The sequence below is a fragment of the Streptomyces sp. NBC_01351 genome, from assembly GCF_036237315.1.
GTDB lineage: Bacteria > Actinomycetota > Actinomycetes > Streptomycetales > Streptomycetaceae > Streptomyces.
Map to the genome: position 1 here is coordinate 1,886,967 of NZ_CP108356.1, position 25,580 is coordinate 1,912,546.

Genomic DNA, 25,580 nt, shown 5'->3' on the forward strand with positions numbered 1-25,580 from the left:
GGGGGTCAGTGCTTGCGCAGGCGCGAGGAGTAGTCCTCCGGCGGGAGGAACTTCGACCACCGTTCCGGGAACTCCGAGGGCATCGCGCCGTCCTCGTCGTCCTCCGACTCGCCCTCGGCAAGGGCCCGCCACGCGGCCGCCCGGGCGATGAGCTGGGCGGCCTCCACCTCCCGGGCCCGCTCGTTCGCCTCGCGGGCCGCCGCCGTGGCCACCGACGGCCAGACCCGGTCGATGGCCGCGTTCACGGCGGCCCCCACCAGCACCGCGAAGGCCGAGATGCCGATCCACAGGAGCACCGCCACGGGGGCCGCCAGCGAGCCGTAGATCGTCGGGCCCTCCACCGTGTTGGTGAGGTAGATCCGCAGCAGGAAGGAGCCCAGCACCCACATCGCCAGGGCCACCAGCGCGCCCGGCACGTCCTCGATCCACGGCGAGCGCACCGGCACCGACACGTGGTAGAGGGTCGTCAGGAAGACGATGGACAGCAGGGTGACGGTCGGCCAGTAGAGGACCGCGATCACGTCGGTGCCCCAGGGCACGAGCCGCACCACGGCGTCCGGCCCCACCACCATCAGCGGCAGCACGATGGCCCCGATCAGCAGGGCGATGATGTACAGCAGGAAGGCCAGCAGCCGGGTCTTGACGATGCCGCGGTGCCCGTCGAGGCCGTACATGACGGTGATGGTGTCGATGAAGACGTTCACGGCGCGCGAGCCCGACCACAGGGCGAAGGCGAAACCGAGCGAGATGAGGTCCGGTCGGCCCCGCCCGGTGACGTCGTCCAGCATCGGTCGCGCGATCTCGTTGACGCCCCGGTCGGAGAGGATGGTGCCGACCGCGCGCAGGATGTTCTCCTCGATGCTCTGCACCGACTCGGTGTTCGTCCAGCCGTCCACGTAGCCGAGCAGGCCCAGCAGGCCGAGGAAGAGCGGCGGCAGCGAGAGCAGGGTGAAGAAGGCCGCCTCGGCCGCGAGCCCCAGGATCCGATACTCGATGCACGAGTTGACGGTGTCCTTCAGGAGCAGCCAGCCCATCTTCCGCTTCGACACGTTGCGGTAGAGGGCGCGGGCCCGGTGGAGCCGTCCTGGACGTCCCGGGATCCGCTCGAAGCTTTCTTTTGCTGGCTGCACGTCCTTACGGTATCGGCATGGCAGCCACCACCCACACAGTCACCAATCAGGCCCCGCCCCTCGTGGGCCACGACGTCTACGGCGGCGACCGGGCCCTCACCGAGGGCGTCGAGCGTCACCTCGCCTCCGCGGAGCCCGAACTCCTCGGCGAGGCAAGGGAAGAGCTCACCGCGCTCGGGCGGGCCGCCGGTTCGGCGCAGGCCCAGGAGTGGGGTGTCCAGGCGAACGAGAATCCGCCGAAGCTCCGCACACACGACCGGTACGGGAACCGGATCGACGAGGTGGAGTTCCACCCGGCATGGCACCGGCTCCTCGGGCACGCCGTGACCTCGGGGCTGACCGATGCCTGGGGGCGCCCGGCCGGGCATCTGCGCCGCGCCGCCGGGTTCTTCGTGTGGTCGCAGGCCGAGGCGGGGCACGGCTGCCCGATCTCGATGACGCACGCCGCCGTGCCGGCGCTGCGGACCGACCCGGAGCTGGCCGCGGAATGGGAGCCGCGGCTGACCTCGCACGTGTACGAGGAGGGGCTGCGGCCGCCCGCGCAGAAGGGCGGGGTGCTCTTCGGCATGGGGATGACGGAGAAGCAGGGCGGCAGCGACGTACGGGCGAACACGACGAGGGCGACGGCGCTGGACGCGTCCGGCGAGTACCTGCTGACCGGGCACAAGTGGTTCTGTTCGGCGCCGATGTCCGACGGGTTCCTGGTGCTGGCGCAGGCGGCCCCCTCCGGGAAGGACAGCCTGACCTGCTTCTTGGTGCCGCGGGTGCTGCCGGACGGCACGCGCAACGTGTTCGCGATCCAGCGGCTGAAGGACAAGCTGGGCAACAAGTCGAACGCGTCGAGCGAGGTGGAGTTCGACGGGACCTGGGCGCGGCGGGTGGGCGAGGAGGGCCGGGGGGTGCGGACCATCATCGAGATGGTCGCGGCGACCCGGCTGGACTGTGTGATCGGCTCGGCCTCGCTGATGCGGCAGGCGCTGACGCAGGCCGTTCACCATACGGAGCACCGCTCCGCTTTCGGAGCGCCGCTCATCAAGCAGCCTCTGATGCGCAACGTGCTCGCCGACCTCGCCCTGGAGTCGGAGGCGGCCACCACCCTGACCCTGCGGCTCGCGGCGGCCTACGACGCGGGCACCGAGCAGGAGAAGGCCTTCCTGCGCCTCGCCGTGCCCGTGGCGAAGTACTGGGTGACCAAGCGCTGTACGCCGATGGTGGCGGAGGCCCTGGAGTGTCTGGGCGGCAACGGCTACGTCGAGGAGTCCGGGCTGCCGAGACTGCTGCGCGAATCCCCGCTGAACTCCATCTGGGAGGGCTCGGGCAACGTCCAGGCCCTCGACGTGCTCCGCGCCCTCCAGCGCGAGCCGCAGGCGCTCGGCGCCTTCCTCCAGGAGGTCGGCCTGGCCCGGGGCGCCGATCACCGGCTGGATTCGGCCATCAAGGACCTGCTGACGGAGCTCGCCGACCTGGAGGGCATCGAGGCGCGGGCCCGCCGGGTGGTGGAGCGCATGGCGCTCGTGCTGCAGGGTTCGCTGCTGGTTCGGTGGGCTCCGCCCGAGGTGGCGGACGCGTTCTGCGCCTCGCGCCTGGGCGGCGACTGGGGCGCGGCCTTCGGCACGCTCCCCCACAGCCTCGACCTCGGCGCGGTCGTGGAACGGGCGCGGATCGCGGGCTAGGGAGGGAGCCGCCGGGCTCCCCGTACGGTCCCCAAACCGTTCCGAGCCGGGATCCGAGCCCGTTGACCAGGAGCAGAGGTGGCGCCGCGCCGACTCGGCACCACCTCTGATCCGCTGAGCCCCGAGGAGGAGCTGTCACGCCGTCTGGCGGCGTCCGGACAGTTTCGGTCGGCCGACCGGGACTTGGCGAGAGTTGCATACCGTTGCAACCTTTGAGTCGACAGTCGCCCTTCGGGTGCCGGGGGAACGGCACGCGAGGACCATCGGGGCGGCTCGCTCAGTACGTCCTGTTCGACGGGGAGGTTCCGGTGGCCAATACCGCAGGCAGCGCGGTCGACGCGGCACGCATCTCGGCCATGGATGCGCGGGAGGCCGCGCGTCTGCTCAAGGGCGTGCGGGCGGCCGCGCTGGCCGGGGACCGGCCGCCGGCCGCGCCCAGACCGGAGATCGCGGAGTCCTGGCGCCGGATGATGGCCGGCGGGGTGCATCCGGACCGGGACGCGCGCTCGCGGATGCTCTCGGCCGCCGAGACCGAGGAGCGGCGGCACGTCTCGCCGCTGCGGGAGATCCTGCCGGTGCTCCGGGAGGGGCTGTTGCCGGCCCTTGACGAGGCCCTGCACATCATGGTCGTCGCCGACGCGGACGGGCGGCTGCTGTGGCGGGAGGGCCACTCCTCGATCCTGCGCAAGGCCGACCGGCTCGGCTTCGCGGTGGGCGCCGACTGGGACGAGGCCGTGGTCGGCACCAACGGGGTGGGCACGGCGCTCGTGAACCGCCGGCCCGTCCAGGTGTTCTCGGCGGAGCACTTCGTCTCCAGCCACCACGACTGGACCTGCGCGGGCGCACCCGTACGGGACCCGCGCGACGGACGCCTGCTGGGCGTGGTCGACGTCAGCGGGCCGCTGGCCACCATGCACCCGGCGACCCTGTCGTGGGTGAGCTCGGTGGCCCGGCTCGCGGAGCGGGAGCTGCGGATCCGGCACCTGGAGTCGCTGGAGCAGTTGCGTACGGTCGCGGCCCCGCTGCTGGCCCGGCTGCCGGGGCGGGCGCTCGCCGTGGACGCGAACGGCTGGACGGCCGCCGTCACGGGCCTGGTGCCCACCGAGCGGATCCCGCTGCCGAAGGGCTTCGGGCCGGGCCGGGTGTGGGTGCCGCAGCTCGGCGACTGCACGGTGGAGCCGCTGCCGGGCGGCTGGCTGCTGCGGATCGCACAGGACCGTACGAGCACGGCCGTCACGAGGGTGGTCCTCGACCTCAGCCGGGCCGGGGCCTGCTCGGCGACGGTGTACGGGGCCGCCGGAAGCTGGGCGCAGGAGCTCAGCCCGCGCCACGCGGAGCTGCTGTTCCTGCTGGCGGAGAGCCCGCGCGGGCGCTCCGCGGCGGAGCTGTCGGCGGAGCTGTTCGGGGATCCGACGCGCACGGTGACGGTCCGGGCGGAGATGTCCCGCGTACGCCGCTACCTCGCGGGCGTGCTGACCCACCGGCCGTACCGGTTCGCGCAGGACGTGGAGGTGGAACTGATCCGCCCGCAGGACCCGGCCGCGCTGCTCCCGCACTCCACCGCGCCCGCGGTGATCAGGGCCCGCCTGGGCCGGAGCGGCCCCGGCGTGGTTCCCTGACCTGCATGAGCACCATCACACTCACCACATGGTCCCTGGAAATGACCTCTCCGCAGGACCTGATACCGGCGGCCGTACCCGGCCCGGAGATCAGCATCGTGCGGTCGGAGGTCCCCTCCCCCGAGTTCAGCCGCTTCCTCTACGCCTCGGTCGGCGGTGACATCCACTGGACCGACCGGCTCTCCCTGACCCGCGCGCAGTGGGTGGAGCAGCTCGGGCGTCCGGGCGTGGAGACGTGGGTGGCGTACGACCGCGGAACCCCGGCGGGGTACGTGGAGCTCGACCCGCAGGACGACGGCGTGGTGGAGATCATGTACTTCGGCCTGCTTCCGGACTTCCGGGGCCGGCGGATCGGCGGGCACCTGCTGACGGTGGGCGTCGCCCGCGCCTGGTCCCTCGCGGAGCGCTGGCCGGAGCGGCAGCCGACGCGCCGGGTGTGGCTGCACACGTGCAGTGAGGACGGCCCGACGGCGATGGACAATTACCAGCGCCGCGGATTCAAGGTCTTCAAGACGGAGACCTCCGAGAAGGAGGCCACCGAGCCCCCGGGCCCCTGGCCGGGCGCGTAGCTCCCGCCGCACGCGTCGCACGCCGACCCGGGTCCGGACGTCGCACGCCGACCCGGGTCCGGCCCGCCGTGTGGCGGCGGCCGGCCCCGGGTGCGTCACTTGCCCTGCCGCACCGAGATCCGCAGGTTCTGGTTCTGGTCGCGGATGACGAACAGCGCGGCGCCGCCCAGGTCGGTGTGGTCCGGGGTCTCCACGCCCGCACCGAGGGCCTTGGCGTCGCCCGTGGCGGAGGTGAGGTCGAGCTGGGCGGCCGGCCGGCCGTCCTTCACGTCATCGGTCTTCACCAGTCCGTAGGCCGTGCCGTCGTCCCGGACCGAGCGCACGGCGATCTCCTTCCGGTTGCCGTCGCCCGCCAGACAGACGCCCTGCTTGCGCTCCAGGTCGAACGCGACGGGGCCGGCCGCGAGGAACCGTCCGGCGGGCGAGGTGACCACGTCGTGGTTCCGGTAGCCCCGGCCGGTCATGCTGTGGGTTTCCTTGTATCCGCACTCCGTGCGGGCGAGCATCCGCCCGGACTCCATGTCGTGCACCGACCAGGTGGGAACCGTCGCGGCGCCGGCCTTGGGTTCGTTGTCCCACTGGACCAGGAGCTTTCCGCCGGCCACGCCGTACACCTGCCCGTTCCGCTTCTCGTAGGGGCCCGCCTTCGAGGGAACCCCTTCGGGCCGGACCGTGTCACTGGACCATCGGCCCGGCACTCCGAACCCGGGTTCCAGGTGGACCAGCGGCCCGGCGGGACCCACCGCCATCACCCGGGCGGAGCAGGACGGCGAGCCCTCGCACTCGGGCAGCAGCGTGTGGGGGTTGTCGTACGCGGCGACGGTCCCCTTGACCAGGTCGACCGCGGACGCGACCCTCGGGTACGCCCCCGGTCCCCCGCGGGCGACGATCAGCCGGCCGCCCTCGGCCTGGACCCGGACCTCACCGGGGTCGGCCTTGAGCGGTACGTCGATCTCGCGGACCGGCTTGACGCCCTGGCCCTTCGCTGCCGCGGGGTACAGCGCCAGCCGCACCACCTCGGTGCCCTCGTGGAGCTCGTCCTTGCCGGCCAGTCCGTGGGCGGCCAGGACGACGAACTTCTGCCCGTCCTGCTCCACCCCCAGGACCCAGGGGACCAGCTCGTGCTTGTCCGCGGCGGGCAGCGGGGTCGGGGGCGTCCAGTCCGCCGAGGTCCACACGGCCTTCCCGTCTGCGGCCGACCGGACCTGTACCGTGTAGCCGGCGCCCACGTCCAGCACGGCGACCGCGGCGGCCCCGGGCACCACGGCCACGGGCGTCGGGGCGTGCATCGGCACCCAGGGCAGGGACTGGTCCCAGCCCCGCCCTCCGTCCCACGCCTCGGGCACCCCGAAGGCCGCCAGAGGCTCCGCCTTGCGGTCCGGCGCCGCTCCGCCCTTGCCCTTCCCGGCGTCCGGTGCGTCCGACCCGCTCCCGCAGCCGGCCGTCAGTACCGCCGCGATCACCACCGCGACCGCCGCTCTCCCCGTGCGCATTCCGTCCGCCCCTCAAGTAAATGATCAAGAAGCCGAGAGCCTAGCCGTCCGGCCCCCGCAAGGTGACCCGTAGCACACCATCCCAGCATTCGGGACGGATCTGTCCGAATCGCGGACAGTAGTGGACTCCTCCAAGACACGCATGCCACGCTTCCCCCCATGAATGGAGCTGGAATTGCCTTGGTGAGTCGGCGGCACGTCGACCTCGGCCGCATGTCCAGCGCCATCTGTCCGGCGCGCTGACGGAACCAGCAACCGCCGCACATCGCCACAATCCCGGCATCGTCGCCGTGGAAGTGTCGATCATCGCAGCCCCCTGAAGGCCGAATACCGCCCTGCCCGCCGGCAATCCCGGCGAAGGCGCGGCGATCAGCCGCACCCGCTCAGCGTCGTCCAGGGGTCACATCCACACCGCCCCCTGCTCTGCCTGCCCTCCTGAGCCGCCGAAGAAGGACGTACCGCCATGGCCGCCACCCCCGAAACGCCCGCAGCCGCAGCTCCCGCAGCCGCCGCGCGCCGCAAGACCGGCCGTCACCGCGGTGAGGGCCAGTGGGCCGTCGGACACCACACGCCCCTCAACGGCAACGAGCAGTTCAAGAAGGACGACGACGGTCTCAATGTGCGGGCGCGCATCGAGAACATCTACTCCAAGGCGGGCTTCGACTCGATCGACCCCAACGACCTGCGCGGCCGTATGCGCTGGTGGGGCCTCTACACCCAGCGCAAGCCCGGGATCGACGGCGGCAAGACCGCGATCCTGGAGCCGGAGGAGCTGGACGACAAGTACTTCATGCTGCGCGTCCGCATCGACGGCGGCCGGCTGACCACCGAGCAGCTCCGCGTGATCGGCGAGATCTCCGAGGAGTTCGCGCGCGGAACCGCCGACCTCACCGACCGCCAGAACGTGCAGTACCACTGGATCCGGATCGAGGACGTCCCCGAGATCTGGCGCCGCCTGGAGGCCGTCGGCCTGTCCACCACCGAGGCCTGCGGTGACACGCCCCGCGTCATCCTCGGTTCGCCGGTGGCCGGCATCGCCCAGGACGAGATCATCGACGGCACCCCCGCCATCGACGAGATCTACCGCCGCATCGTCGGCAACCCCGACTTCTCGAACCTGCCCCGCAAGTTCAAGTCCGCGATCTCCGGCTCGCCTCTGCTCGACGTGGCGCACGAGATCAACGACATCGCGTTCGTGGGCGTGAACCACCCCGAACACGGCCCCGGCTTCGACGTCTGGGTCGGCGGCGGTCTGTCCACCAACCCCAAGCTGGGCGTGCGCCTCGGCACCTGGGTCTCGCTCGACGAGGTCCCGGACGTGTACGAGGGCGTCATCTCGATCTTCCGCGACTACGGCTACCGCCGGCTGCGCACCCGCGCCCGCCTGAAGTTCCTCGTCGCCGACTGGGGCCCGGCCAAGTTCCGCCAGGTCCTGGAGGACGAGTACCTGAAGCGCAAGCTGACCGACGGCCCCGCGCCCGAGCAGCCCAGCGGCCAGTGGCGCGACCACGTCGGCGTGCACCAGCAGCAGGACGGCAGGTTCTACGTCGGCTTCGCGCCCCGCGTCGGCCGCGTCGACGGCGCCACCCTGACCAAGATCGCGGACGTCGCCACGCAGCACGGTTCCGGCCGGCTGCGCACCACCGCCGAGCAGAAGATGATCGTCCTCGACATCGAGGCCGACCAGGTCGACTCGGTGGTCGCGGCCCTGGAGGCGCTGGACCTTCGGGTCAAGCCGTCCCCGTTCCGCCGCGGCACGATGGCCTGCACCGGCATCGAGTTCTGCAAGCTGGCCATCGTCGAGACGAAGGCGCGCGGCGCCTCGCTGATCGACGAGCTGGAGCGCCGCCTGCCGGAGTTCGCCGAGCCGCTCACCATCAACATCAACGGCTGCCCGAACGCCTGCGCACGTATCCAGGTGGCGGACATCGGTCTCAAGGGCCAGCTGGTCCTGGACGACGACGGCAACCAGGTGGAGGGCTACCAGGTCCACCTGGGCGGCGCCCTCGGCCTGGAGGCCGGCTTCGGCCGCAAGGTCCGTGGCCTCAAGGTCACCTCGGCCGGTCTGCCCGACTACGTCGAGCGGGTCGTCACGCGCTTCGAGGAGCAGCGCGCGGACGGCGAGCGCTTCGCGGCCTGGGTGGGTCGCGCCAAGGACGAGGACCTCTCGTGAGCGAGCGCGCCGCACCGTTCTACTGCCCGTACTGCGGCGACGAGGACCTGTTTCCCAACGAGACGGGTCACGGCGCGTGGGAATGCAGGGCCTGCAACCGAGCCTTCCAGCTGAAGTACCTCGGGCTGCTGGCCCGGGGTGTTCAGTCAGACACCGCTGGAGGGGACGAGATATGACCACCACTCAAGACGTCGGTCTCAAAGCCGTGGGTCTCAAGGCGCTGGCCGAGCAGGCGGGCCGGGACCTGGAGGACGCCTCCCCGCTGGAGATCCTCACCTGGGCGGCCGAGACCTTCGGCAAGAAGTTCGCCGTGACCTCCTCCATGGAGGACGCGGTCGTCGCCCACCTGGCCTCGCGCGCCTTCCCCGGCGTGGACGTGGTGTTCCTCGACACCGGCTACCACTTCGAGGAGACCATCGGCACCCGTGACGCGGTCGAGGCCGTGATGGACGTCAACGTCATCACGCTCACCCCGCGCCAGACGGTGGCCGAGCAGGACGCGGAGTACGGCCCCAAGCTGCACGACCGCGACCCCGACCTGTGCTGCGCGCTGCGCAAGGTCAAGCCGCTGGAAGAGGGCCTGACCGCGTACGACGCGTGGGCGACCGGCCTGCGCCGCGACGAGTCCCCGACCCGGGCGAACACCCCGGTGGTCGGCTGGGACGAGAAGCGGCAGAAGGTCAAGGTCTCGCCGATCGCGCGCTGGACCCAGGACGACGTGGACGCGTACGTCGCCGAGCACGGCGTACTCACCAACCCGCTGCTGATGGACGGTTACGCCTCCGTCGGCTGCGCCCCCTGCACCCGCCGCGTGGCGGAGGGCGAGGACGCGCGGGCCGGCCGCTGGGCCGGGCGGGGCAAGACCGAGTGCGGACTGCACGGCTGATGACGACGACCAGCGAAGAACTTACGGAGACAGAGCAGATGAGCGTGAGCGACCAGGGCGCCACCGTGTGGCTGACCGGGCTGCCGAGCGCGGGCAAGACCACCATCGCCTACGCGCTGGCCGAGCGGCTGCGCGCCGAAGGCCACCGCGTGGAGGTCCTCGACGGTGACGAGATCCGCGAATTCCTCTCCGCGGGCCTGGGCTTCACCCGCGAGGACCGGCACACCAACGTGCAGCGGATCGGCTTCGTCGCCGAACTCCTCGCGAGCAACGGCGTCAAGGCGCTGGTGCCGGTGATCGCGCCGTTCGCGGACAGCCGTGAGGCCGTCCGGGGGCGCCACGCGACCACCGAGACGAACTACCTCGAAGTACACGTGGCCACCCCGGTCGAGGTGTGCTCCGAGCGTGACGTGAAGGGCCTGTACGCCAAGCAGGCGGCGGGCGAGATCTCCGGTCTGACCGGGGTCGACGACCCGTACGAGGCGCCGGTGTCCCCGGACCTCCGTATCGAGTCGCACACGCAGACCGTCCAGGAGTCGGCTTCGGCCCTGTACGCGCTGCTCACCGAGAGGGGTCTGGCATGACGACCACCGTCGCACACGTCCACGACGAGACGGACGCGCCCTACGCGCTGTCGCACCTCGACGCCCTCGAGTCGGAGGCCGTGCACATCTTCCGCGAGGTGGCGGGCGAGTTCGAGAAGCCGGTGATCCTCTTCTCCGGCGGCAAGGACTCCATCGTCATGCTGCACCTCGCGCTGAAGGCGTTCGCGCCGGCGCCGGTGCCCTTCACGCTGCTGCACGTCGACACGGGTCACAACTTCCCCGAGGTGCTGGAGTACCGCGACCGCACGGTCGAGAAGCACGGCCTGCGCCTGCACGTGGCGTCCGTCCAGGACTACATCGACGCGGGCAAGCTGCGCGAGCGTCCGGACGGCACCCGCAACCCGCTGCAGACCGTCCCGCTGACCGAGGCGATCCAGAGCCTCAAGTTCGACGCCGTCTTCGGCGGCGGCCGCCGCGACGAGGAGAAGGCCCGCGCCAAGGAGCGCGTCTTCTCCCTGCGCGACGAGTTCTCCCAGTGGGACCCGCGCCGCCAGCGCCCCGAGCTGTGGCAGCTCTACAACGGCCGCCACGCGCCCGGCGAGCACGTGCGCGTCTTCCCGCTCTCCAACTGGACCGAGCTGGACGTCTGGCAGTACATCGCCCGCGAGGGCATCGAGCTGCCGGAGATCTACTTCGCCCACGAGCGCGAGGTCTTCCTCCGCAACGGCATGTGGCTGACCGCCGGCGAGTGGGGCGGCGCGAAGGAGGGCGAGGTCCCCGAGACCCGTCTCATCCGCTACCGCACCGTCGGTGACATGTCCTGCACCGGCGCCGTCGACTCCGACGCCGCCACGCTGGACGCCGTGATCGCCGAGATCGCCGTCTCCCGCCTCACCGAGCGGGGCGCCACCCGCGCCGACGACAAGATGTCCGAGGCCGCGATGGAAGACCGCAAGCGCGAAGGGTACTTCTAGAAATGACCAGCACCACCGAGCAGTTCGCCGATCTGTCGGCGACCACCCTGCTGCGCTTCGCGACCGCCGGCTCCGTCGACGACGGCAAGTCCACCCTGGTGGGCCGGCTGCTGCACGACTCGAAGTCGGTCCTGACGGACCAGATGGAGGCCGTCGAGGCGGTCTCCCAGGCCCGTGGCCAGGAGGCCCCCGACCTCGCGCTGCTCACCGACGGCCTGCGGGCCGAGCGGGAGCAGGGCATCACCATCGACGTCGCGTACCGGTACTTCGCCACCGCGCGCCGCCGGTTCATTCTCGCGGACACCCCGGGGCACGTGCAGTACACCCGGAACATGGTCACCGGCGCCTCCACCGCCGACCTGGCCGTGGTCCTGGTCGACGCCCGCAACGGCGTGATCGAGCAGACCCGCCGGCACGCGGCCGTCGCGGCACTGCTGCGCGTCCCGCACGTGGTCCTGGCCGTCAACAAGATGGACCTGGTGGGCTACGAGGAGAAGGTCTTCGCGGCCATCGCCGAGGAGTTCACCGCGTACGCCTCGGACCTGGGCGTCCCGGAGATCACCGCGATCCCGATCTCGGCCCTGGCCGGCGACAACGTGGTGGACCCGTCCGCGAACATGGACTGGTACGGCGGCCCGACGGTGCTGGAGCACCTGGAGACCGTCCCGGTCAGCCACGACCTCACCGCCTGCCCGGCGCGTTTCCCGGTGCAGTACGTGATCCGTCCGCAGTCCGCCGAGCACCCCGACTACCGCGGCTACGCGGGCCAGATCGCCTCGGGCGTGCTGCGCGTCGGCGAGGCCGTGACCGTGCTGCCCTCGGGCCGTACGAGCACCATCGTGGGCATCGACGCGCTCGGCGAGAGCGTCGACATCGCCTGGGCCCCGCAGTCGGTGACCCTGCGCCTCGCGGACGACATCGACATCTCCCGCGGCGACCTGATCGCGCCGTCCGGGAGCGCCCCGGCCACCACGCAGGACGTCGAGGCGACGGTCTGCCACGTGGCCGACCAGCCGCTGGCCGTCGGTGCCCGGGTGCTGATCAAGCACACGACGCGCACGGTCAAGGCCATCGTCAAGGAGATCCCTTCGCGGCTGACCCTCGACGACCTGTCCCAGCACCCGAACCCCGGGCAGCTGGTGGCCAACGACATCGGCCGCGTGGTCGTCCGTACCGCCGAGCCGCTCGCGCTCGACGCGTACGCCGCCTCGCGCCGCACCGGGTCCTTCCTGCTGATCGACCCGGCCGACGGAACCACCCTGGCGGCGGGCATGGCCGGCGAGTCCTTCGCCTCCAAGGCCACGACGACCGTCCAGGCAGATGAAGAAGGGTGGGACTTCTAGATCATGCTTGCCGACATCTACTCCACCTTCGCGAAGGAGGGCGGCCGCGTAGGCAGCGGCGCCCTCGGCAGCGGCCAGGGAGGGGTGGCGCGATGTGCGCGATGACGTACGCGCACTGCCTGCGCGCCCTCACCCCCCACGAGCCGTACCTGCCCCTGCTCCACAGACGAAGACGTGCGTCATGAGATGACCACGTCACGAGAGGAAGACCTCCCGTGCCTGCCATCCGCACCACCCGTACCACCCGCACCACCGCGCGCCGCGGTCTCGTCGCCGCCGCCGCCCTGCCGCTGCTGATCGGCGCGCTCGCCTCGTGCGGCTACGGCTCCGAGGCCAAGACCGAGGACAAGAAGGCCAACGCGGCCTCCACCGGCGGCGAGAAGCTGTCGGCCACCGAGGTCCGCATCGGGTACTTCCCCAACCTGACGCACGCCACCGCTCTCGTCGGCCTCCAGGAAGGCCTGATCGAGAAGGAACTGAACGGCACCACGATCAAGCCGCAGGCGTTCAACGCCGGCCCGTCCGAGATCGAAGCCCTCAACGGCGGCTCTCTCGACATCGGCTTCATCGGCCCCTCGCCGGCGATCAACGGCTACGTGAAGTCCAAGGGCTCCAACCTGCGGATCATCTCCGGTTCCGCCTCCGGCGGCGTCAAGCTCGTCGTGAACCCGGACAAGATCAAGACCCTGGACGACCTCAAGGGCAAGAAGATCGCCACCCCGCAGAAGGGGAACACCCAGGACGTCGCGTTCCTCAACTGGATCGGCGAGAAGGGCTGGACGGTCGACCCGGAGTCCGGCAAGGGTGACGTCTCCGTCGTCCGTACGGACAACAAGGTCACCCCGGACGCCTTCAAGTCGGGCTCGATCGACGGCGCCTGGGTGCCGGAGCCCACGGCCTCCAAGCTCGTCTCGGACGGCGGCGCCGTCCTCCTCGACGAGACCGCCCTGTGGCCCGACAAGAAGTTCGTGATCACGAACATCATCGTGTCGCAGAAGTTCCTCAAGGATCACCCGGACGTCGTCGAGGCCGTACTGCGCGGCACGGTGAAGACCAACGAGTGGATCAACGCCAACCCGGACAAGGCGAAGGCCTCCGCGAACGCGAAGCTCGCGGCCGAGGGCGGCAAGCCGCTCGACGCGAAGGTCATCGACCCGGCGTGGCCGAGCATCCTGATCACCGACGACCCGCTGGCCTCGACGCTGAAGACGCAGGCCGACTACGCGGTCAAGGCCAAGCTCATCGAGCAGCCCGACCTGGCCGGCATCTACGACCTGACGCTCCTGAACAAGGTCCTGAAGGCCGCCGGCAAGCCCGAGGTCTCCGACGCCGGTCTCGGCGCCACCAAGTAACCACGCGATCCCCGTAATCCAGCAATCCCAGGAGGTGACGACCATGGCCACCACGCTCGCCAAGGCTGCCGAGGGCACCGTAGCGGAGCAGCACACGCATGCCGCCCGTATCGAGCACGTCTCGAAGTCCTTCTCCGGCCCGGCCGGATCGCAGCTCGTCCTGGACGACATCAGCCTCGATGTCGCTCCCGGAGAGTTCGTCACCATCCTGGGTGCCTCGGGGTGTGGAAAGTCCACGCTGCTGAACCTGGTCGCGGGTCTGGACAAGCCGTCCGCGGGGTCCATCGAGACCCCTGGCGGCCGCCCGGCGCTCATGTTCCAGGAGCACGCCCTCTTCCCGTGGCTGACCGCGGGCAAGAACATCGAACTCGCCCTGCGCCTGCGCGGGGTCGCCAAGGCCGACCGCAAGCCGGAGGCCGAGCGCCTGCTGGAGCTCGTCCGCCTCGGCGGCGCGTACGGCAAGCGCGTCCACGAGCTGTCCGGCGGCATGCGCCAGCGCGTCGCCCTGGCCCGCGCCCTCGCCCAGGACAGCCGTCTGCTGCTGATGGACGAGCCGTTCGCGGCCCTCGACGCCATCACCCGCGACGTCCTGCACGGCGAACTCACCCGTATCTGGGCCGAGACCGGGCTGTCCGTCCTCTTCGTCACGCACAACGTGCGCGAGGCCGTGCGCCTCGCCCAGCGCGTGGTCCTGCTCTCTTCCCGGCCCGGCCGGGTCGCGAAGGAATGGACCGTGGGCATCCCGCAGCCGCGCCGCATCGAGGACGCGGACGTCGCGGAACTGTCCCTTGAGATCACTGAACACCTGCGTGGGGAGATCCGCCGCCATGGCCAGCACTGACATCAAGCCCAAGGGCAAGGCCAACGGCACCGACGACCTCGCCGGTCTGGAGGCCGGTCTGGACGCCCTCGACGCCGTCCAGACCCACCGGACCCCGTTCCGCGAGGTCCTCACCAAGAAGATCCTGCCCCCGGTCCTGGCCGTCGGCCTGGTCCTGCTGGTCTGGCAGATCCTCGTCGCCGCGAAGGTCACCGAGGAGACCAAGCTCCCGGCCCTGTCCGCGGTGTGGGACAGCCTGGCCGACATGTGGCTGAAGGGCACCCTGCTGGAGGTCATCTGGACCAGCGTGTCCCGCGGCCTCCTCGGCTTCCTCCTCGCCCTGGCCATCGGCACTCCGCTCGGCCTGCTCGTCGCCCGGGTGAAGGTGGTCCGCGCCGCGATCGGCCCGATCCTCCAGGGCCTGCAGTCCCTGCCCTCGGTGGCCTGGGTCCCGCCGGCCGTGCTCTGGTTCGGCCTCAACGACGCCATGATGTTCACGGTGATCCTGCTGGGCGCCGTCCCGTCCATCGCCAACGGCCTCGTCTCCGGCATCGACCAGATCCCGCCGCTGTACCTGCGGGCCGGCCGCACCCTGGGCGCCACGGGGCTGCGCGGTGCCTGGCACGTCGTCATGCCGGCCGCACTGCCCGGCTACCTGGCCGGCCTCAAGCAGGGCTGGGCCTTCTCCTGGCGCTCGCTGATGGCCGCCGAGATCATCGCCTCCTCCCCCGACCTGGGCCTGGGCCTGGGCCAGCTGCTGGAGAACGGCCGCAACAACATCGACCTGCCGGGCGTGTTCCTCGCGATCATCCTGATCCTGGTCGTCGGCATCGCCATCGACCTGCTGATCTTCAGCCCGCTGGAGCGGTGGGTGCTGCGCACCCGCGGCCTGCTGGTCAAGAGCTAGTCCGATGTCCCCCGCACCCGCGCCCGCTCCCGCACTCCTGGTCATAGCCCACGGCAGCCGCGACCCGCGGCACGCCGCGACCGTGCACGCCCTCGTCGGGCGGGCCCGGACGCTGCGGCCGGGGCTGCGGGTGGAAACGGCCTTCCTGGACTTCAACACCCCGACGGTCGCCCAGGCGCTCTCCTCGCTCTACCTGTCCGGAGTACGGGAGGTGGTGGCGCTGCCGCTCCTCCTCACCCGGGCGTTCCACGCGAAGTCCGACATCCCGGCGGCGCTGGCCGAGTCGGCCGCGCGCCTGCCGGGGCTGTCGGTGCGGGTGGCCGATGTCCTCGGCCCGTCCCCGCTCCTCATCTCCGCCCTGGAGCGCCGGCTCTTCGAAGCCGGCCTCACCCCGGCGGACCGGTCCACCACCGCGGTGGTGCTCGCGTCCGCCGGATCCACCGACCCGGAGGCGATCGCAGCGATCGCTGAAACCGCGCGGGAGTGGCGGCGTGCCGGTTGGTGCGCCGTGCGGCCTGCGTTCGCCTCCGCCACGCTGCCCCGTACGGAAGACGCCGTACGGGCGCTGCGCGCCGAGGGCTACGGCCGGGTGGCGGTGGCGCCGTACGTCATCGCCCCGGGCCGGCTGCCGGACCGCATCGCGGCCGGCGCGGAAGCCTCCGGCGCGGACGTGATGTCCGCGGTCCTGGGCGCAGCCCCGGAACTGGCCACCCTCGTGCTCCACCGCTACGAAGCCGCCGTCGCGACCCCGGCCCTCGTCCCGGCCCTCACGGCCTAGCCCCCTCCTGGGGCTCCACCCCAGACCCCGCGGCTCAAACGCCGGCGGGGCAGGACTTGGCCCTTTGGGCACAAGCGCACGCTGGGCAGACGGCATCAGCCACATCCAGCCCCTCCGGCGTTTGAGCAGGGGGCACCCCCAGCGGTAGCTGGGGGAGGGTCTGGGCGGAGCCCAGGGTGCCGCGCAGCGGCATCTTCGGCCTCGGCACGGCCGCCCGTCGGGAGGGCTACGCCCGGGCGGCGGCTTCGTCCGCGAGGGTGGTCAGGTCCGCGATGGACATGGCACCGGGCGGCAGGGACTCCCGGGCGAAGATGTTGGCCGCGTGCCGCAGCACGTCGTTCACGGGAGTGGGGACTCCGTGCAGGCGGCCCAGCAAGCAGATCTCCCCGTTGAGATAGTCCGCCTCCACCGACCCGGTGCCCCGCGCCAGGCTCTGCCACGAAGACCCGCCCCGCACCCCGGCCGGCTGGTTCACCTTGCCGTCGCGCGCAGCGGACTGCTCCGCCTCCGGCACGTACGCGATCCCCGCCGCCTCGAACGCCGCCTTGCCCTCCCGGATGGCCCGCACCAGCAGCGCCGCCTTCGCCGGGTCCGGCTCCGGTCCGGTGGTCGCCTGGATCGCGTTGCCGAGGTTCCCCAGCAGCTTCGCGTGCTTCCAGCGCATCACGTCCTCGACCACCGGCGCCTCGAAGCCCGCCTTGCCGAGGTCCGCCGCGACCGCCCGGGTCAGCCGGCCGGCGGGGCCGCCCGCCGCCGCGCCCACGTGCAGGATGCCCGTCAGCGGCGCGCACAGGGCCGAGACGACCCCCGGCTCCAGGAAAGTGGCGGGCAGCCACACGCACACCCCGTACACGCGCGCGAAGCGCCGTAGGGCCAGGCGTTCGGCCTCCACCCCGTTCTGCGCGCACAGCACCGGCAGCCGCTGCGCGGCCGTGCCGCCGCCCGCGACCTCGGCGTCGCCCCAGGCGTCGAGCGCGGCGATCGCGTCCTGGGTCTTGACGGTCAGCAACAGCACGTCGTCGGGGCGCAGTTCGCCCAGCTCGGCCGGGCCCGTGACCACCGGCAGCCGGTGCACCCGCTCCCCGTCGGCCGTCGTGAGCCGCAGCCCGTCGCCGCGCAGGGCCTCCGCGTGGGCGCCCCGCGCGACGAGGACCACCTCTCCGCCCGCCTCCGCGAGCCGTCCGCCGATGGTGGCGCCCACGGCGCCCGCGCCGATGATGATGTAACGCATACCCAGCACCCTGGCACATCCCGCCGCCTGCGTTACGGTCGGGGCATGGCGAACGAGATATTCGTACTGGGCGACGATCTCCCGCTCCGGCGGCTCGGTTTCGGCACGGGCGGTCTGGTGGGCCCCGGCTACTGGGGTCCGCGCGGCGGGCGCGGCGCGGCCGGGGACCTGCTCCGTACGGCGGTCGAACGCGGGGTCACCCTCATCGACACCGCCGACAACTACGGTCCGGACCTGGCCGAGGAGCTGATCGCCGAGGCCCTTCACCCGTACGGGGAGCACCTCGTCGTCGCCACCAAGGGCGGCGTGGTGCGCACCGGCCCCGATCAGTGGCACGTTGCGGGCCGCCCGGAGCAGTTGCGGCGCCAGTGCGAGGCGAGCCTGCGGCGGCTGCGTCTGGACCGCATCGACCTCTACCAGCTGCACCGCTTCGACCCGGCCGTGCCGATGGCGGAACAGCTGGGCGCGCTGGCCGAGTTGCGGGCGGAGGGCAAGATCCGGCACATCGGGCTGGACACGGTCACCGCGGAGCAGCTGCGTCGGGCGCTGGAGTCGACCCCGATCGCCTCCGTCCAGAACGCGTACAACCTGCTGGACCGCACCTCGGCGGAGGTCCTCGCGGTGTGCGAGGCGAAGGGGATCGCCTTCCTCCCGTACTACCCGCTGGGCAGCGGCACCCTGACCCGCGAGAGCGCCGCGGCCGTCACCTCGGTGGCCGCGGCGCACGGGGCGGGCCCGGGCCAGATCGCCCTGGCGTGGCTGCTGCACCACTCCCCGGTGCTGTGCCCCACCCCGGGCACCGGTTCCCCCGTCCACCTGGCGGAGAACCTGAACGCGGCGACGATCCACCTCACCGCGCGGGAGCTGGAACTGCTGGACACCCTCGGCTAGCGGTCAGCGGCCGGCGGCTAAGGCAGGTTCTTCGATACGTGGTCGACGACCACGTTGAAGTCCTTCGTCGGGGAGAAGTCCAGGAACTCGCAGTCCTCGACGGCCGTGGGGGCGTGGCCGGGCTTCCAGTAGAAGGCTTCCCCTTCCCCGTAGACCTGGTCCCCGTCCTCGAAGTGCAGCTTGACCTTGCCCTTGAACACGTATCCCCAGTGCGGGCACGTGCACAGGTCGCCCGGCAGCCCTTTGAACGCCGGAGTCATGTCCACGCCCTTGGCGAATTTCACGAAGCCGACGGTGAAGTCCCCGCCGATCTCCAGCATCCGCAGTTCCACACCGTCGCCCTCGAAGGCCACGGGCGTCTGATCGCGCTTCGTTGCCGTCATGGCTGCTCCACGACTGGTCCGCTCCGGCAGGCCGGAGGATCCCCCCTGCGCCCCGATACCTTCACTGTCCCACCGGCCGGCGCCACCCGCGAGGCCAGCCGATCGGCGCACGCCGGTACGGAGGCGGGCACCCCAGCGGCCACCGCGCCTCCACGCCCTCGTCCACGGCGGTGAGTGCGACGACGAGACGACGTACACGGTCGCCGACACACGATCGGGACTGACGAAATCCCGGCTATGACGAACCCGGCAAAGGGGCTCGCCGCGGGTCAGGTTGCGGTGAGTTCGACGAGCTTGACCACGGTGTTCCAGTTGCGGGTGGTGGCGTCGATGCCCTTGAGGAGCGAGGGCTTGTGGAGGGCCGCGCCCAGTTCGGAGCGGCCCAGGCCGTTCGGCGCGTAGAGGTAGAGGACGCGGTCGCCGATCCGGTACTCCTCCGGGAGGTACGCGGCCCCGTCGAGCGCGGCGAAGCGCTCCGCGCCGGGCTGTTCGGAGAGGAACGTGGCGTGGAGTTGCTTGCCCTCCAGCTCCGCGGCCGGGAAGGGGCAGGCGTCGGCGACGGCGCGCAGGTACGGGCCGTCCAGTACCAGGCATGCCACCGGGAAGCCGAAGTGGGCCTCGATGGCCTTCTCCAGCTCCCGGGCGAGCGCCGCCGGGTCCTTCTTCGGGCTGCTGAAGACGGCGTTGCCGCTCTGCAGGTACGTCTGGACGCCCCCGTGGCCGAGCCCCTCCAGGACGGAGCGCAGCTCGGCCATCGGGACCTTCTTCTTCCCGCCGACATTGATGCCCCGCAGCAGCGCCGCGTACTTCTTCGCCGTGTTCGCCATGGGGGCAGCGTAGGACGTGCCTACGACAGCTCGGCCTCGATGAGGTCGGCGGCCCGCCGGGTGCCGCCCTCGGCGGCCATGCCCGCGCGGACGGCTTCGGCGCGGGCGGCGACCTCGGGGTCGGCGACCAGTGCGAGGACGGCCTCCCGGAGCGTGGCCGCGTCCGCCTGCTCCATGGGGACGTGCCGGGCCACGCCGAGGGCTACGAGCATGTCGGCGTTGCCGAACTGGTCGACGGCCTGCGGGACGGCCACCATCGGGGTGGCGGTGGCGAGGCCCTCCTGGCTGCCGCCGGCGCCCGCGTGGGTGATGAAGGCGTCTGCCTGGCCCAGGATGTCCAGTTGGGGAACCCAGCGGTGCACCTCGACGTTGGCCGGGAGATCGCCCAGTTCGGCCTCGTCGGTGAACTTGCCGATCTGCAGGACGACGTGCCAGTCGGGCAGGTCCCCGAAGGCCTCCGCGCAGGCGCGGTAGAAGGCGGGCTGCTTGGTGAAGGCGGAGCCCAGCGAGACCAGCAGCACCTTCTTGCCCTCGGCGGCGGCCGGCCTCTCCCACCTGCCCTGCGTGGCCGAGCGGTCGCCCTGGCAGGCGCCGACGAAGGTGTACACGGACCGGTCGACGCGGTCGGCGTTCGGCTGGAGCGCCTCGGGGATCAGGACGAGGCTGCGGCGCGGACGGCTCTGGAGGCGTTCGATCTGGCCGTCGAGGCCGTTCTCGGTGAGCCAGGCGGCGAACCGGGCGTAGTACGCCTGCCCGCGCTCGGAGGCCTTCAGCCCGGCGAACATCGGTTCGGCCACCTCTTCGTCGTAGCCCTCCCAGGCGACGAGGTTCGGGGAGAGGGAGACGGCGGGGACGCCCCAGCGGTGGGCGAGGACGGGCGCCGGGTAGGAGGTGATGTCGTGGAGGACGAGGTCCGGCTCGTCGCCCGCGAAGGCTTCGGCGAGCTGCGGGAGGACCTGGATGGCGTCGTCCAGGAAGGGCTCCAGGTTGTCGATGAGTTCGGTGCCCCAGGCCTCGGGCTCGTCGTCGGTGGGGAGGGTGGAGGTGTAGATCACGGGCGTGGCGCCGGTCTCCGCGATCTTCTCCGCGAAGGAGGCGGGGATGGCGTAGCTGACGCGGTGGCCCCGGGCGACGAGTTCCCGGATCACCTCGATGCTCGGGTTCACGTGCCCGTGGGCGGCGATCGAGAACATGGCGATGTGGGCGGGCTTGGCTGAGGTCATGATCCAACCATAACGAGACGAGACGTCTCGTGCAACTGCTCTCCGGGTCCGGATGGAAGACTTGGCGCATTCACGACGATCCGGATACGGAGAACCACATGGACGAGGCGCGGGCCAGGGACGTACTCGCCACCGCGGGCCTGGACGGCGACGGCGCCGCCGCCGCACTGCTCTCCTTCGGCGAGAACGCGGTCTTCGCGGTCGGCGACCTGGTGGTGAAGGTGGGCCGCGAGGCGGCCCTGCTGGAGCGCGCCGAGCGGGAGCTCGCGGTGGCGGGCTGGTTCGCGGAGTGCGGGGTCCCGGCGGTCCGGGCGGCCGAGCCGAAGCCCCGGCTGGTCGACGGGCACCCGCTGACCCTGTGGCACCGGCTCCCGGACGCGGTCCGGCCGACGGGCCCCGAGGACCTGGCGGTGCTGCTGCGCCGGATCCACGCGCTGCCCGCAGCCCCGTTCGAGCTGCCCGCGCGGGACCTGCTGGGCGGGGTCGAACGCTGGCTGCGGCTGGCCGGCGGGGCCGTCGACCCGGCGGACGCGGCGTACCTGAGGGCGCGGCGCGACGCCTACGCCGACGAGGTGGCGGCCCTGACCCCGCACCTGCCGCGGGGCCCGATCCACGGCGACGCCCTGCCCCGCAACGTCCACGTGGGCCCGGACGGGCCGGTCCTGGTCGACCTGGAGACGGTGTCGGCCGATCTGCGCGAGCACGACCTGGTGGTGATGGCCCTCAGCCGCGACCGGTACGGCGTGCCGCCCGAGGCGTACGAGGCCTTCGCGTCGGCGTACGGGTGGGACGTCCGCGACTGGGAGGGCTGCGCGGTCCTGCGCGGCGCCCGGGAAACGGCCAGCTGCGCCTGGGTCTCCCAGCACGCCCCCGCCAACCCGAAGGCCCTGACCGAATTCCGCCGCCGGGTGGCCTCGTTGCGGGAAGGCGACCGGGAAACCCGCTGGCACTCCTTCTGAGCCCCACACATGGCCGAGCATGCGCCGCGGGCCTCCCCGCAGGACCGTAGGGGGCCGGGCGAGCGTCGAGGCACCCCCGCACAGGCCCACACATGGCCGGGCATGCGCCGGGGCGTCCCCGCAGGCCCGGACGGGGCCGGGTGTGTGTCGGGGCGTCCCCGCAGGGCGTCGAACGCAACCACGCTCGGCCCACCGACCCCCCGACACGTTCGACGCCCGAGGAGACGCCCCGGCGCGCGCCCGGACCCGGCCGGGCCGGCAACCCCCGACCCCGCCGCCGCGCAGCCCGCCGCACACACCGGCCCGCTCCGAAGGAAACGGCCTAAACGGCGCCCCCGGCGCCCCCGGCCCGCACCGCCCGCGCCGCCGCGCCCTTCTGCCACTCCCGTCCGATGCTCCGGATCAGCGCCGGATAGACCCCCAGGTACCGGAAGGGCTTGATGCCCAGCATGTACAGCGCGCCGAGGCGTCCGTTCGGCTTGACCAGGACCGTCATCTGGCCGCGGTAGCCGCCGGACCCGTCCGTGACCCAGCCGATGTGCATCGCCCCGTGCATCGTCTTGTTGGCCATCTCCGCCACCCACTCGTCGTGCGTCAGGAAGACGGAGGTGAACGGGACCGACTTCAGGTCCGGTCCGCGGGAGCCCCCGCGAAGGTCCGCCGGCAGCCGGTCGCGCAGCGTCGGCACCCGGGCGCCGAGCCCGCCGGCGGGCTTGTCCCAGCCGAGCAGGGCTCCGAGCTTCCAGCGGAGCGCGAACAGCGCGCGCCCCACGGGAGAGGGGACGGGATCCCCCTCGCCGTTCGCGAACTGGTCCACGAGCAGCGCCAGGTCGTCGGGTCCGCCGGGCGTCGGCAGCTCCCAGACGTCCTCGACCTGGAAGTCGCCGGCGATCTCGCGGATCCGCCAGGGGCGGGAGGTGTGCGCGGTTATCGGGAGTCTCACGAGCAAGCCCCTATCTATACGATGCCGTATAGATGAAGGCTAGCACCGATCTATACGGGACCGTATAGACGAGGGGAACGTGAGGGGAGACACATCGTGGGCGTGACCCGCACACCACGCGGCAAGTGGATCGAGGAGGGGCTGCGGGCGCTGGCCGCCGGTGGCCCCGAGGCCGTCCGGATCGAGACGCTGGCGCAGGCGCTCGGCGTCAGCAAGGGCGGCTTCTACGGGTACTTCCGCAACCGGGGCGCGCTGCTCGACGAGATGCTCGACACCTGGGAGCGCGCGGTCACCGAGGCGGTGATCGAGCAGGTCGAGAGCGGCGGCGGGGACGCCAGGGCCCGGCTCGACCGCCTGTTCACCCTCGTCTCGTCGTCGTACGGCGACGGGCCGACGACGACCGTGACGCTCGACCTCGCGATCCGCGACTGGTCGCGCCGCGACGAGGCCGTCGCCGAGCGGCTGCGCCGCGTCGACAACCGGCGCATGGACTACCTGCGCTCGCTCTTCGGCGCGTTCTGCCCGGACCCTGACGACGTCGAGGTCCGCTGCATGCTCACCTTCTCGGTGCGGCTCGGCAGTTACGTCGTCGCCGCCGACCACGGCGACCACAGCCGCGCCGAGGTCATGGACCTGACGAAGAAGTGGCTGCTGCGGTAGCGGGCGCGGCCGGACCGATCAGACCCGTCACACCGTAAGACCCGTAAGACCCGTAAGACCCGTCAGACCCTGTACGGAACCACGGGCCAGGCCCGCTCCACGACCGCCTCGGGATCCGAGGTGCGCCGCAGATAACTCTGCAGGGAGGCTGCCTGCTCCGCGGCCGCACGGACCTGGAGGTCGTGCAGGTCCGCCAGCGCGACCGAGCCTATGGCGGCGTGCCGCGCCCCCATCCGCCGCGCCGCGCCGGCCGCGGCCAGCGCGTCGGCGACCGCGTTGTGCGCGGCGTCGAGCGTGACCCCGTAGTGCTCGCACAGGGCCTGGAGGGTCCGGCGGCCCTTGCGGTACCGGTCGGCGTGCTTGTCCAGCACCAGCGGGTCGATGACCGGCGCGGGCCGGCCCGCCAGCCGCTGCGCGAGGGGCTCCACGCCGTGCCGGCGGCACTCCCGATCCAGGAGCGACAGGTCGTACCGGGCGTTCATCACCACCAGGGGCGTGCCCGCGCGCAGCTCCTGCGCGAGCGCCCCCGTTATCTCCTCGACCGCCGGGGCGGCCGGTCCTCCGTTCGCCCGGGCGTGCTCCGTGGAGATCCCGTGGATCGCCGAGGCCTGCTCCGGAATGGGCACCCCCGGATCGAGCAGCCAGGTCCGCTCCCGCGCCACCCGCCCGTCCGGCTCCATCGTCACGACCGCGGCCGTGACGATGCGGTCGGTCTCGATGTCCGTCCCCGTGGTCTCCAGGTCGAAGGCCACCATCGGCCCACTGACCCAGCTCATCGCCGAACCCCCCATGTCGTGCCCCTCCCCCGTAACACCTTCGATCAACGGCTTTCAGCCTGCCACGCCCCACTGACAAGCCGTCCCCCGGGTCCGGCGCGGGCACCCGGGAAGGCCGCGGCCCGGGCGTGTCACGACACCGGCCGGGAGTCCTCCCACACCGCTTCGAACTCCTCCCGGTACGTCGTGAACAGCCCGTGCTCCGAGTCCTTCGGGACGCCCCGGCCGCCGCCGCGCAGGACCAGGACCGGGGCCTCCATGCCGCGCGCGCGGCGCAGGTACGACTGGACGACCGCGATGCCGGACGACTGGCCCTCCACCAGGTAGGCCGTGAAGCGGGGGGTCTCGTCGAAGACGTGGATCTCGAAGCGCGAGGGGTCCCGCAGGCCCGCCCGCACCCGGCGGACGTGCAGGATGTTCATCTCCACCGAGCGGCTCAGCTCGCCCTTGCGCAGCCCCAGCTCCCGCTCGCGCCGCTTGACCGCGCTGCTCGCCGGGTTCAGGAACAGCAGCCGCACCCGGCAGCCGGCTTCCGTGAGCCGGACGAGTCTTCGGCCGGAGAAGTTCTGGACCAGCAGGTTGAGGCCTATGCCGATGGCGTCGAGCCGCCGCGCGCCCCCGAAGAGGTCCTCCGCCGGGAGCTGCCGCTGGAGCCGCACCCGGTCGGGGTGGACGGAGATGACGTCGGCGTACCGGTCGCCCACCAGGTCCTCGACGGCGTCGATCGGCAGCCGGTCCGCCCGCGAGCCCGCTCCGCCGCCCAGTACCTCCAGCAGCCGCGCCGAGGCCCGTTCCGCCTGCTCCAGCACGGCCCGGGACAGCGCCCGGTTGCGGGAGACCACGTTGCGGGTGACCTCCAGCTCGTCCAGGGCCAGCTCGATCTCTCGCCGGTCGTCGAAGTACGGCTCGAAGCAGGGCCAGTGCTGGACCATCAGCTCCCGCAACTGCGGCAGGGTCAGGAAGCTCAGCACGTTGTCGTCGGCCGGGTCGAGCAGGTAGCCCTTGCGCCGGCTGACCTCGCGCACGGCCACGGCCCGCTGCACCCACTCCTGCCCGGCGGGCCCCGCGGCGGCGACCACCCAGTCGTCCTCGCCGTGCACCGGCTCGTAGATCGGCCGCAGCACCGCCCCGACCACCGACCGCAGCCGCTGTTCGATCAGGTTCAGCCAGATGTACGCACGGCCCGCGCGCTGGGCCCGCGTACGGACCTCGCTCCAGGCCTCCGTGCCCCAGTCCAGCTCGGCGCCGGCCCGGGCGCTCCCGGCCGCCTGCGGGGCCAGCGACACCGCCGCGGCCGCCGCACCGCCGGGGGCCGCGCCGACGGCGTCCGCCGGACCACCCTCGTGACCGCTGTCACCAGGGGGCAGCTCCAGACCTCCCGAGCTCACCCGTGCACCGCCTCCTGCGTCTGGACGCCCGTCTCCA

General features: G+C 72.1%; 25 protein-coding genes and 1 pseudogene. 17 read left to right on the forward strand and 9 right to left on the reverse strand.

Annotated elements, in window-relative coordinates:
• Window positions 1–5: 5 nt before the first annotated feature.
• Window positions 6–1,130 carry a YihY/virulence factor BrkB family protein gene (locus OG625_RS08490; protein WP_329377914.1) on the reverse strand — a complete coding sequence of 375 codons (1,125 nt, stop codon included), beginning with the start codon at window positions 1,128–1,130 and terminating at the stop codon, window positions 6–8.
• 17 nt (window positions 1,131–1,147) lie between these two features.
• Here OG625_RS08490 and OG625_RS08495 point away from each other — a divergent pair, with 17 nt between their 5' ends.
• From OG625_RS08495 to OG625_RS08505, 3 genes are all read left to right on the forward strand, one after another.
• A complete protein-coding gene (locus OG625_RS08495) occupies window positions 1,148–2,803 on the forward strand; it encodes an acyl-CoA dehydrogenase family protein (protein WP_329377916.1) in 1,656 nt (551 codons plus the stop codon).
• 356 nt (window positions 2,804–3,159) lie between these two features.
• Window positions 3,160–4,422 carry a GAF domain-containing protein gene (locus tag OG625_RS08500; protein WP_329390518.1) on the forward strand — a complete coding sequence of 421 codons (1,263 nt, stop codon included), beginning with the start codon at window positions 3,160–3,162 and terminating at the stop codon, window positions 4,420–4,422.
• 5 nt (window positions 4,423–4,427) lie between these two features.
• Window positions 4,428–4,991 carry a GNAT family N-acetyltransferase gene (locus OG625_RS08505; protein WP_329377918.1) on the forward strand — a complete coding sequence of 188 codons (564 nt, stop codon included), beginning with the start codon at window positions 4,428–4,430 and terminating at the stop codon, window positions 4,989–4,991.
• A 95-nt stretch (window positions 4,992–5,086) separates the two neighbouring features.
• Here the strand turns inward: OG625_RS08505 and OG625_RS08510 are convergent, their stop codons facing one another.
• Window positions 5,087–6,484: a hypothetical protein gene (locus OG625_RS08510; RefSeq protein WP_329377919.1), complete on the reverse strand. Its 1,398-nt coding sequence runs from the start codon at window positions 6,482–6,484 to the stop codon at window positions 5,087–5,089.
• 159 nt (window positions 6,485–6,643) lie between these two features.
• Here OG625_RS08510 and OG625_RS41425 point away from each other — a divergent pair, with 159 nt between their 5' ends.
• The 11 genes from OG625_RS41425 to OG625_RS08560 all read left to right on the forward strand — a co-directional run bounded on the left by OG625_RS41425 (window position 6,644) and on the right by OG625_RS08560 (window position 16,262).
• Window positions 6,644–6,727, forward strand: coding sequence for a putative leader peptide (locus OG625_RS41425; protein WP_312847410.1), 84 nt, complete (start codon window positions 6,644–6,646; stop codon window positions 6,725–6,727).
• Window positions 6,728–6,947: 220 nt separating this feature from the next.
• A complete protein-coding gene (locus OG625_RS08515) occupies window positions 6,948–8,657 on the forward strand; it encodes a nitrite/sulfite reductase (protein ID WP_329377921.1) in 1,710 nt (569 codons plus the stop codon).
• Entirely contained in the window at window positions 8,654–8,833 is a 180-nt protein-coding gene (locus tag OG625_RS08520; RefSeq protein ID WP_007267254.1) for a hypothetical protein, read from the forward strand. The genes OG625_RS08515 and OG625_RS08520 overlap by 4 nt, the downstream gene beginning before the upstream one ends.
• Complete coding sequence (locus OG625_RS08525) at window positions 8,830–9,543, forward strand: phosphoadenylyl-sulfate reductase (RefSeq protein WP_329377925.1); 714 nt, start codon at window positions 8,830–8,832, stop codon at window positions 9,541–9,543. The genes OG625_RS08520 and OG625_RS08525 overlap by 4 nt, the downstream gene beginning before the upstream one ends.
• A 38-nt stretch (window positions 9,544–9,581) precedes the next feature.
• Window positions 9,582–10,127, forward strand: coding sequence for an adenylyl-sulfate kinase (gene cysC, locus OG625_RS08530; RefSeq protein WP_329377927.1), 546 nt, complete (start codon window positions 9,582–9,584; stop codon window positions 10,125–10,127).
• Window positions 10,124–11,062, forward strand: coding sequence for a sulfate adenylyltransferase subunit CysD (gene cysD / locus OG625_RS08535; RefSeq protein ID WP_329377928.1), 939 nt, complete (start codon window positions 10,124–10,126; stop codon window positions 11,060–11,062). Before cysC ends, cysD begins: the two co-directional genes overlap by 4 nt.
• Window positions 11,063–11,064: 2 nt before the next feature.
• Window positions 11,065–12,405 carry a sulfate adenylyltransferase subunit 1 gene (locus OG625_RS08540; protein ID WP_329377930.1) on the forward strand — a complete coding sequence of 447 codons (1,341 nt, stop codon included), beginning with the start codon at window positions 11,065–11,067 and terminating at the stop codon, window positions 12,403–12,405.
• A 215-nt stretch (window positions 12,406–12,620) separates the two neighbouring features.
• Window positions 12,621–13,757 carry an ABC transporter substrate-binding protein gene (locus OG625_RS08545; RefSeq protein WP_443067684.1) on the forward strand — a complete coding sequence of 379 codons (1,137 nt, stop codon included), beginning with the start codon at window positions 12,621–12,623 and terminating at the stop codon, window positions 13,755–13,757.
• A gap of 43 nt (window positions 13,758–13,800) precedes the next feature.
• A complete protein-coding gene (locus tag OG625_RS08550; protein ID WP_329377932.1) occupies window positions 13,801–14,598 on the forward strand; it encodes an ABC transporter ATP-binding protein in 798 nt (265 codons plus the stop codon).
• Window positions 14,585–15,484 carry an ABC transporter permease gene (locus OG625_RS08555; protein ID WP_329377934.1) on the forward strand — a complete coding sequence of 300 codons (900 nt, stop codon included), beginning with the start codon at window positions 14,585–14,587 and terminating at the stop codon, window positions 15,482–15,484. Before OG625_RS08550 ends, OG625_RS08555 begins: the two co-directional genes overlap by 14 nt.
• Window positions 15,485–15,488: 4 nt before the next feature.
• Complete coding sequence (locus OG625_RS08560) at window positions 15,489–16,262, forward strand: sirohydrochlorin chelatase (protein WP_329377936.1); 774 nt, start codon at window positions 15,489–15,491, stop codon at window positions 16,260–16,262.
• A gap of 226 nt (window positions 16,263–16,488) precedes the next feature.
• Here OG625_RS08560 and OG625_RS08565 read toward each other — a convergent pair whose 3' ends face one another.
• The gene (locus OG625_RS08565; RefSeq protein WP_329377938.1) at window positions 16,489–17,493 is read right to left on the reverse strand and encodes a ketopantoate reductase family protein; all 1,005 of its coding nucleotides are present in this window, start codon (window positions 17,491–17,493) and stop codon (window positions 16,489–16,491) included.
• 45 nt (window positions 17,494–17,538) lie between these two features.
• Between OG625_RS08565 and OG625_RS08570 the strand changes: the two genes are divergently transcribed.
• A complete protein-coding gene (locus tag OG625_RS08570) occupies window positions 17,539–18,384 on the forward strand; it encodes an aldo/keto reductase (RefSeq protein ID WP_329377940.1) in 846 nt (281 codons plus the stop codon).
• A gap of 17 nt (window positions 18,385–18,401) precedes the next feature.
• Here the strand turns inward: OG625_RS08570 and OG625_RS08575 are convergent, their stop codons facing one another.
• From OG625_RS08575 to mgt, 3 genes and pseudogenes are all read right to left on the reverse strand, one after another.
• The gene (locus OG625_RS08575; RefSeq protein ID WP_329377943.1) at window positions 18,402–18,767 is read right to left on the reverse strand and encodes a hypothetical protein; all 366 of its coding nucleotides are present in this window, start codon (window positions 18,765–18,767) and stop codon (window positions 18,402–18,404) included.
• A gap of 269 nt (window positions 18,768–19,036) precedes the next feature.
• On the reverse strand, window positions 19,037–19,594 hold the full coding sequence (locus OG625_RS08580) for a DUF1697 domain-containing protein (protein WP_329377945.1): 558 nt from the start codon (window positions 19,592–19,594) through the stop codon (window positions 19,037–19,039).
• A gap of 20 nt (window positions 19,595–19,614) precedes the next feature.
• Window positions 19,615–20,852, reverse strand: a pseudogene (mgt, locus tag OG625_RS08585) (macrolide-inactivating glycosyltransferase).
• Between the two features lie 63 nt (window positions 20,853–20,915).
• Between mgt and OG625_RS08590 the strand changes: the two are divergent.
• Window positions 20,916–21,776: a phosphotransferase enzyme family protein gene (locus OG625_RS08590; RefSeq protein ID WP_329377949.1), complete on the forward strand. Its 861-nt coding sequence runs from the start codon at window positions 20,916–20,918 to the stop codon at window positions 21,774–21,776.
• Between the two features lie 322 nt (window positions 21,777–22,098).
• On the opposite strand, the gene OG625_RS08595 is transcribed toward OG625_RS08590, so the two are convergent.
• Window positions 22,099–22,719, reverse strand: a complete 621-nt coding sequence (locus OG625_RS08595; protein ID WP_329377951.1) for a DUF2867 domain-containing protein — start codon at window positions 22,717–22,719, stop codon at window positions 22,099–22,101.
• 96 nt (window positions 22,720–22,815) lie between these two features.
• Between OG625_RS08595 and OG625_RS08600 the strand changes: the two genes are divergently transcribed.
• Entirely contained in the window at window positions 22,816–23,379 is a 564-nt protein-coding gene (locus OG625_RS08600) for a TetR/AcrR family transcriptional regulator (RefSeq protein WP_329377953.1), read from the forward strand.
• Between the two features lie 62 nt (window positions 23,380–23,441).
• On the opposite strand, the gene OG625_RS08605 is transcribed toward OG625_RS08600, so the two are convergent.
• Together OG625_RS08605 and OG625_RS08610 are read right to left on the reverse strand one after the other, a co-directional pair.
• The gene (locus tag OG625_RS08605) at window positions 23,442–24,155 is read right to left on the reverse strand and encodes a 3'-5' exonuclease (RefSeq protein WP_329377954.1); all 714 of its coding nucleotides are present in this window, start codon (window positions 24,153–24,155) and stop codon (window positions 23,442–23,444) included.
• Between the two features lie 131 nt (window positions 24,156–24,286).
• The gene (locus OG625_RS08610; RefSeq protein WP_329377956.1) at window positions 24,287–25,543 is read right to left on the reverse strand and encodes an SAV2148 family HEPN domain-containing protein; all 1,257 of its coding nucleotides are present in this window, start codon (window positions 25,541–25,543) and stop codon (window positions 24,287–24,289) included.
• Window positions 25,544–25,580: the final 37 nt, after the last annotated feature.

Bases quoted from the DNA above. Each gene is read 5' to 3' on its own strand.
- cysD (WP_329377928.1), top strand. From the start codon at position 10,124: ATGACGACCACCGTCGCACACGTCCACGACGAGACGGACGCGCCCTAC.
- OG625_RS08590 (WP_329377949.1), top strand. From the start codon at position 20,916: ATGGACGAGGCGCGGGCCAGGGACGTACTCGCCACCGCGGGCCTGGAC.
- cysC (WP_329377927.1), top strand. From the start codon at position 9,582: ATGAGCGTGAGCGACCAGGGCGCCACCGTGTGGCTGACCGGGCTGCCG.
- OG625_RS08575 (WP_329377943.1), bottom strand. From the start codon at position 18,767: ATGACGGCAACGAAGCGCGATCAGACGCCCGTGGCCTTCGAGGGCGAC.
- OG625_RS08515 (WP_329377921.1), top strand. From the start codon at position 6,948: ATGGCCGCCACCCCCGAAACGCCCGCAGCCGCAGCTCCCGCAGCCGCC.
- OG625_RS08495 (WP_329377916.1), top strand. From the start codon at position 1,148: ATGGCAGCCACCACCCACACAGTCACCAATCAGGCCCCGCCCCTCGTG.
- OG625_RS08580 (WP_329377945.1), bottom strand. From the start codon at position 19,594: ATGGCGAACACGGCGAAGAAGTACGCGGCGCTGCTGCGGGGCATCAAT.
- OG625_RS08510 (WP_329377919.1), bottom strand. From the start codon at position 6,484: ATGCGCACGGGGAGAGCGGCGGTCGCGGTGGTGATCGCGGCGGTACTG.
- OG625_RS08505 (WP_329377918.1), top strand. From the start codon at position 4,428: ATGAGCACCATCACACTCACCACATGGTCCCTGGAAATGACCTCTCCG.
- OG625_RS08565 (WP_329377938.1), bottom strand. From the start codon at position 17,493: ATGCGTTACATCATCATCGGCGCGGGCGCCGTGGGCGCCACCATCGGC.
- OG625_RS41425 (WP_312847410.1), top strand. From the start codon at position 6,644: ATGAATGGAGCTGGAATTGCCTTGGTGAGTCGGCGGCACGTCGACCTC.
- OG625_RS08605 (WP_329377954.1), bottom strand. From the start codon at position 24,155: ATGAGCTGGGTCAGTGGGCCGATGGTGGCCTTCGACCTGGAGACCACG.
- OG625_RS08555 (WP_329377934.1), top strand. From the start codon at position 14,585: ATGGCCAGCACTGACATCAAGCCCAAGGGCAAGGCCAACGGCACCGAC.
- OG625_RS08560 (WP_329377936.1), top strand. From the start codon at position 15,489: ATGTCCCCCGCACCCGCGCCCGCTCCCGCACTCCTGGTCATAGCCCAC.
- OG625_RS08500 (WP_329390518.1), top strand. From the start codon at position 3,160: ATGGATGCGCGGGAGGCCGCGCGTCTGCTCAAGGGCGTGCGGGCGGCC.
- OG625_RS08525 (WP_329377925.1), top strand. From the start codon at position 8,830: ATGACCACCACTCAAGACGTCGGTCTCAAAGCCGTGGGTCTCAAGGCG.
- OG625_RS08570 (WP_329377940.1), top strand. From the start codon at position 17,539: ATGGCGAACGAGATATTCGTACTGGGCGACGATCTCCCGCTCCGGCGG.
- OG625_RS08550 (WP_329377932.1), top strand. From the start codon at position 13,801: ATGGCCACCACGCTCGCCAAGGCTGCCGAGGGCACCGTAGCGGAGCAG.
- OG625_RS08540 (WP_329377930.1), top strand. From the start codon at position 11,065: ATGACCAGCACCACCGAGCAGTTCGCCGATCTGTCGGCGACCACCCTG.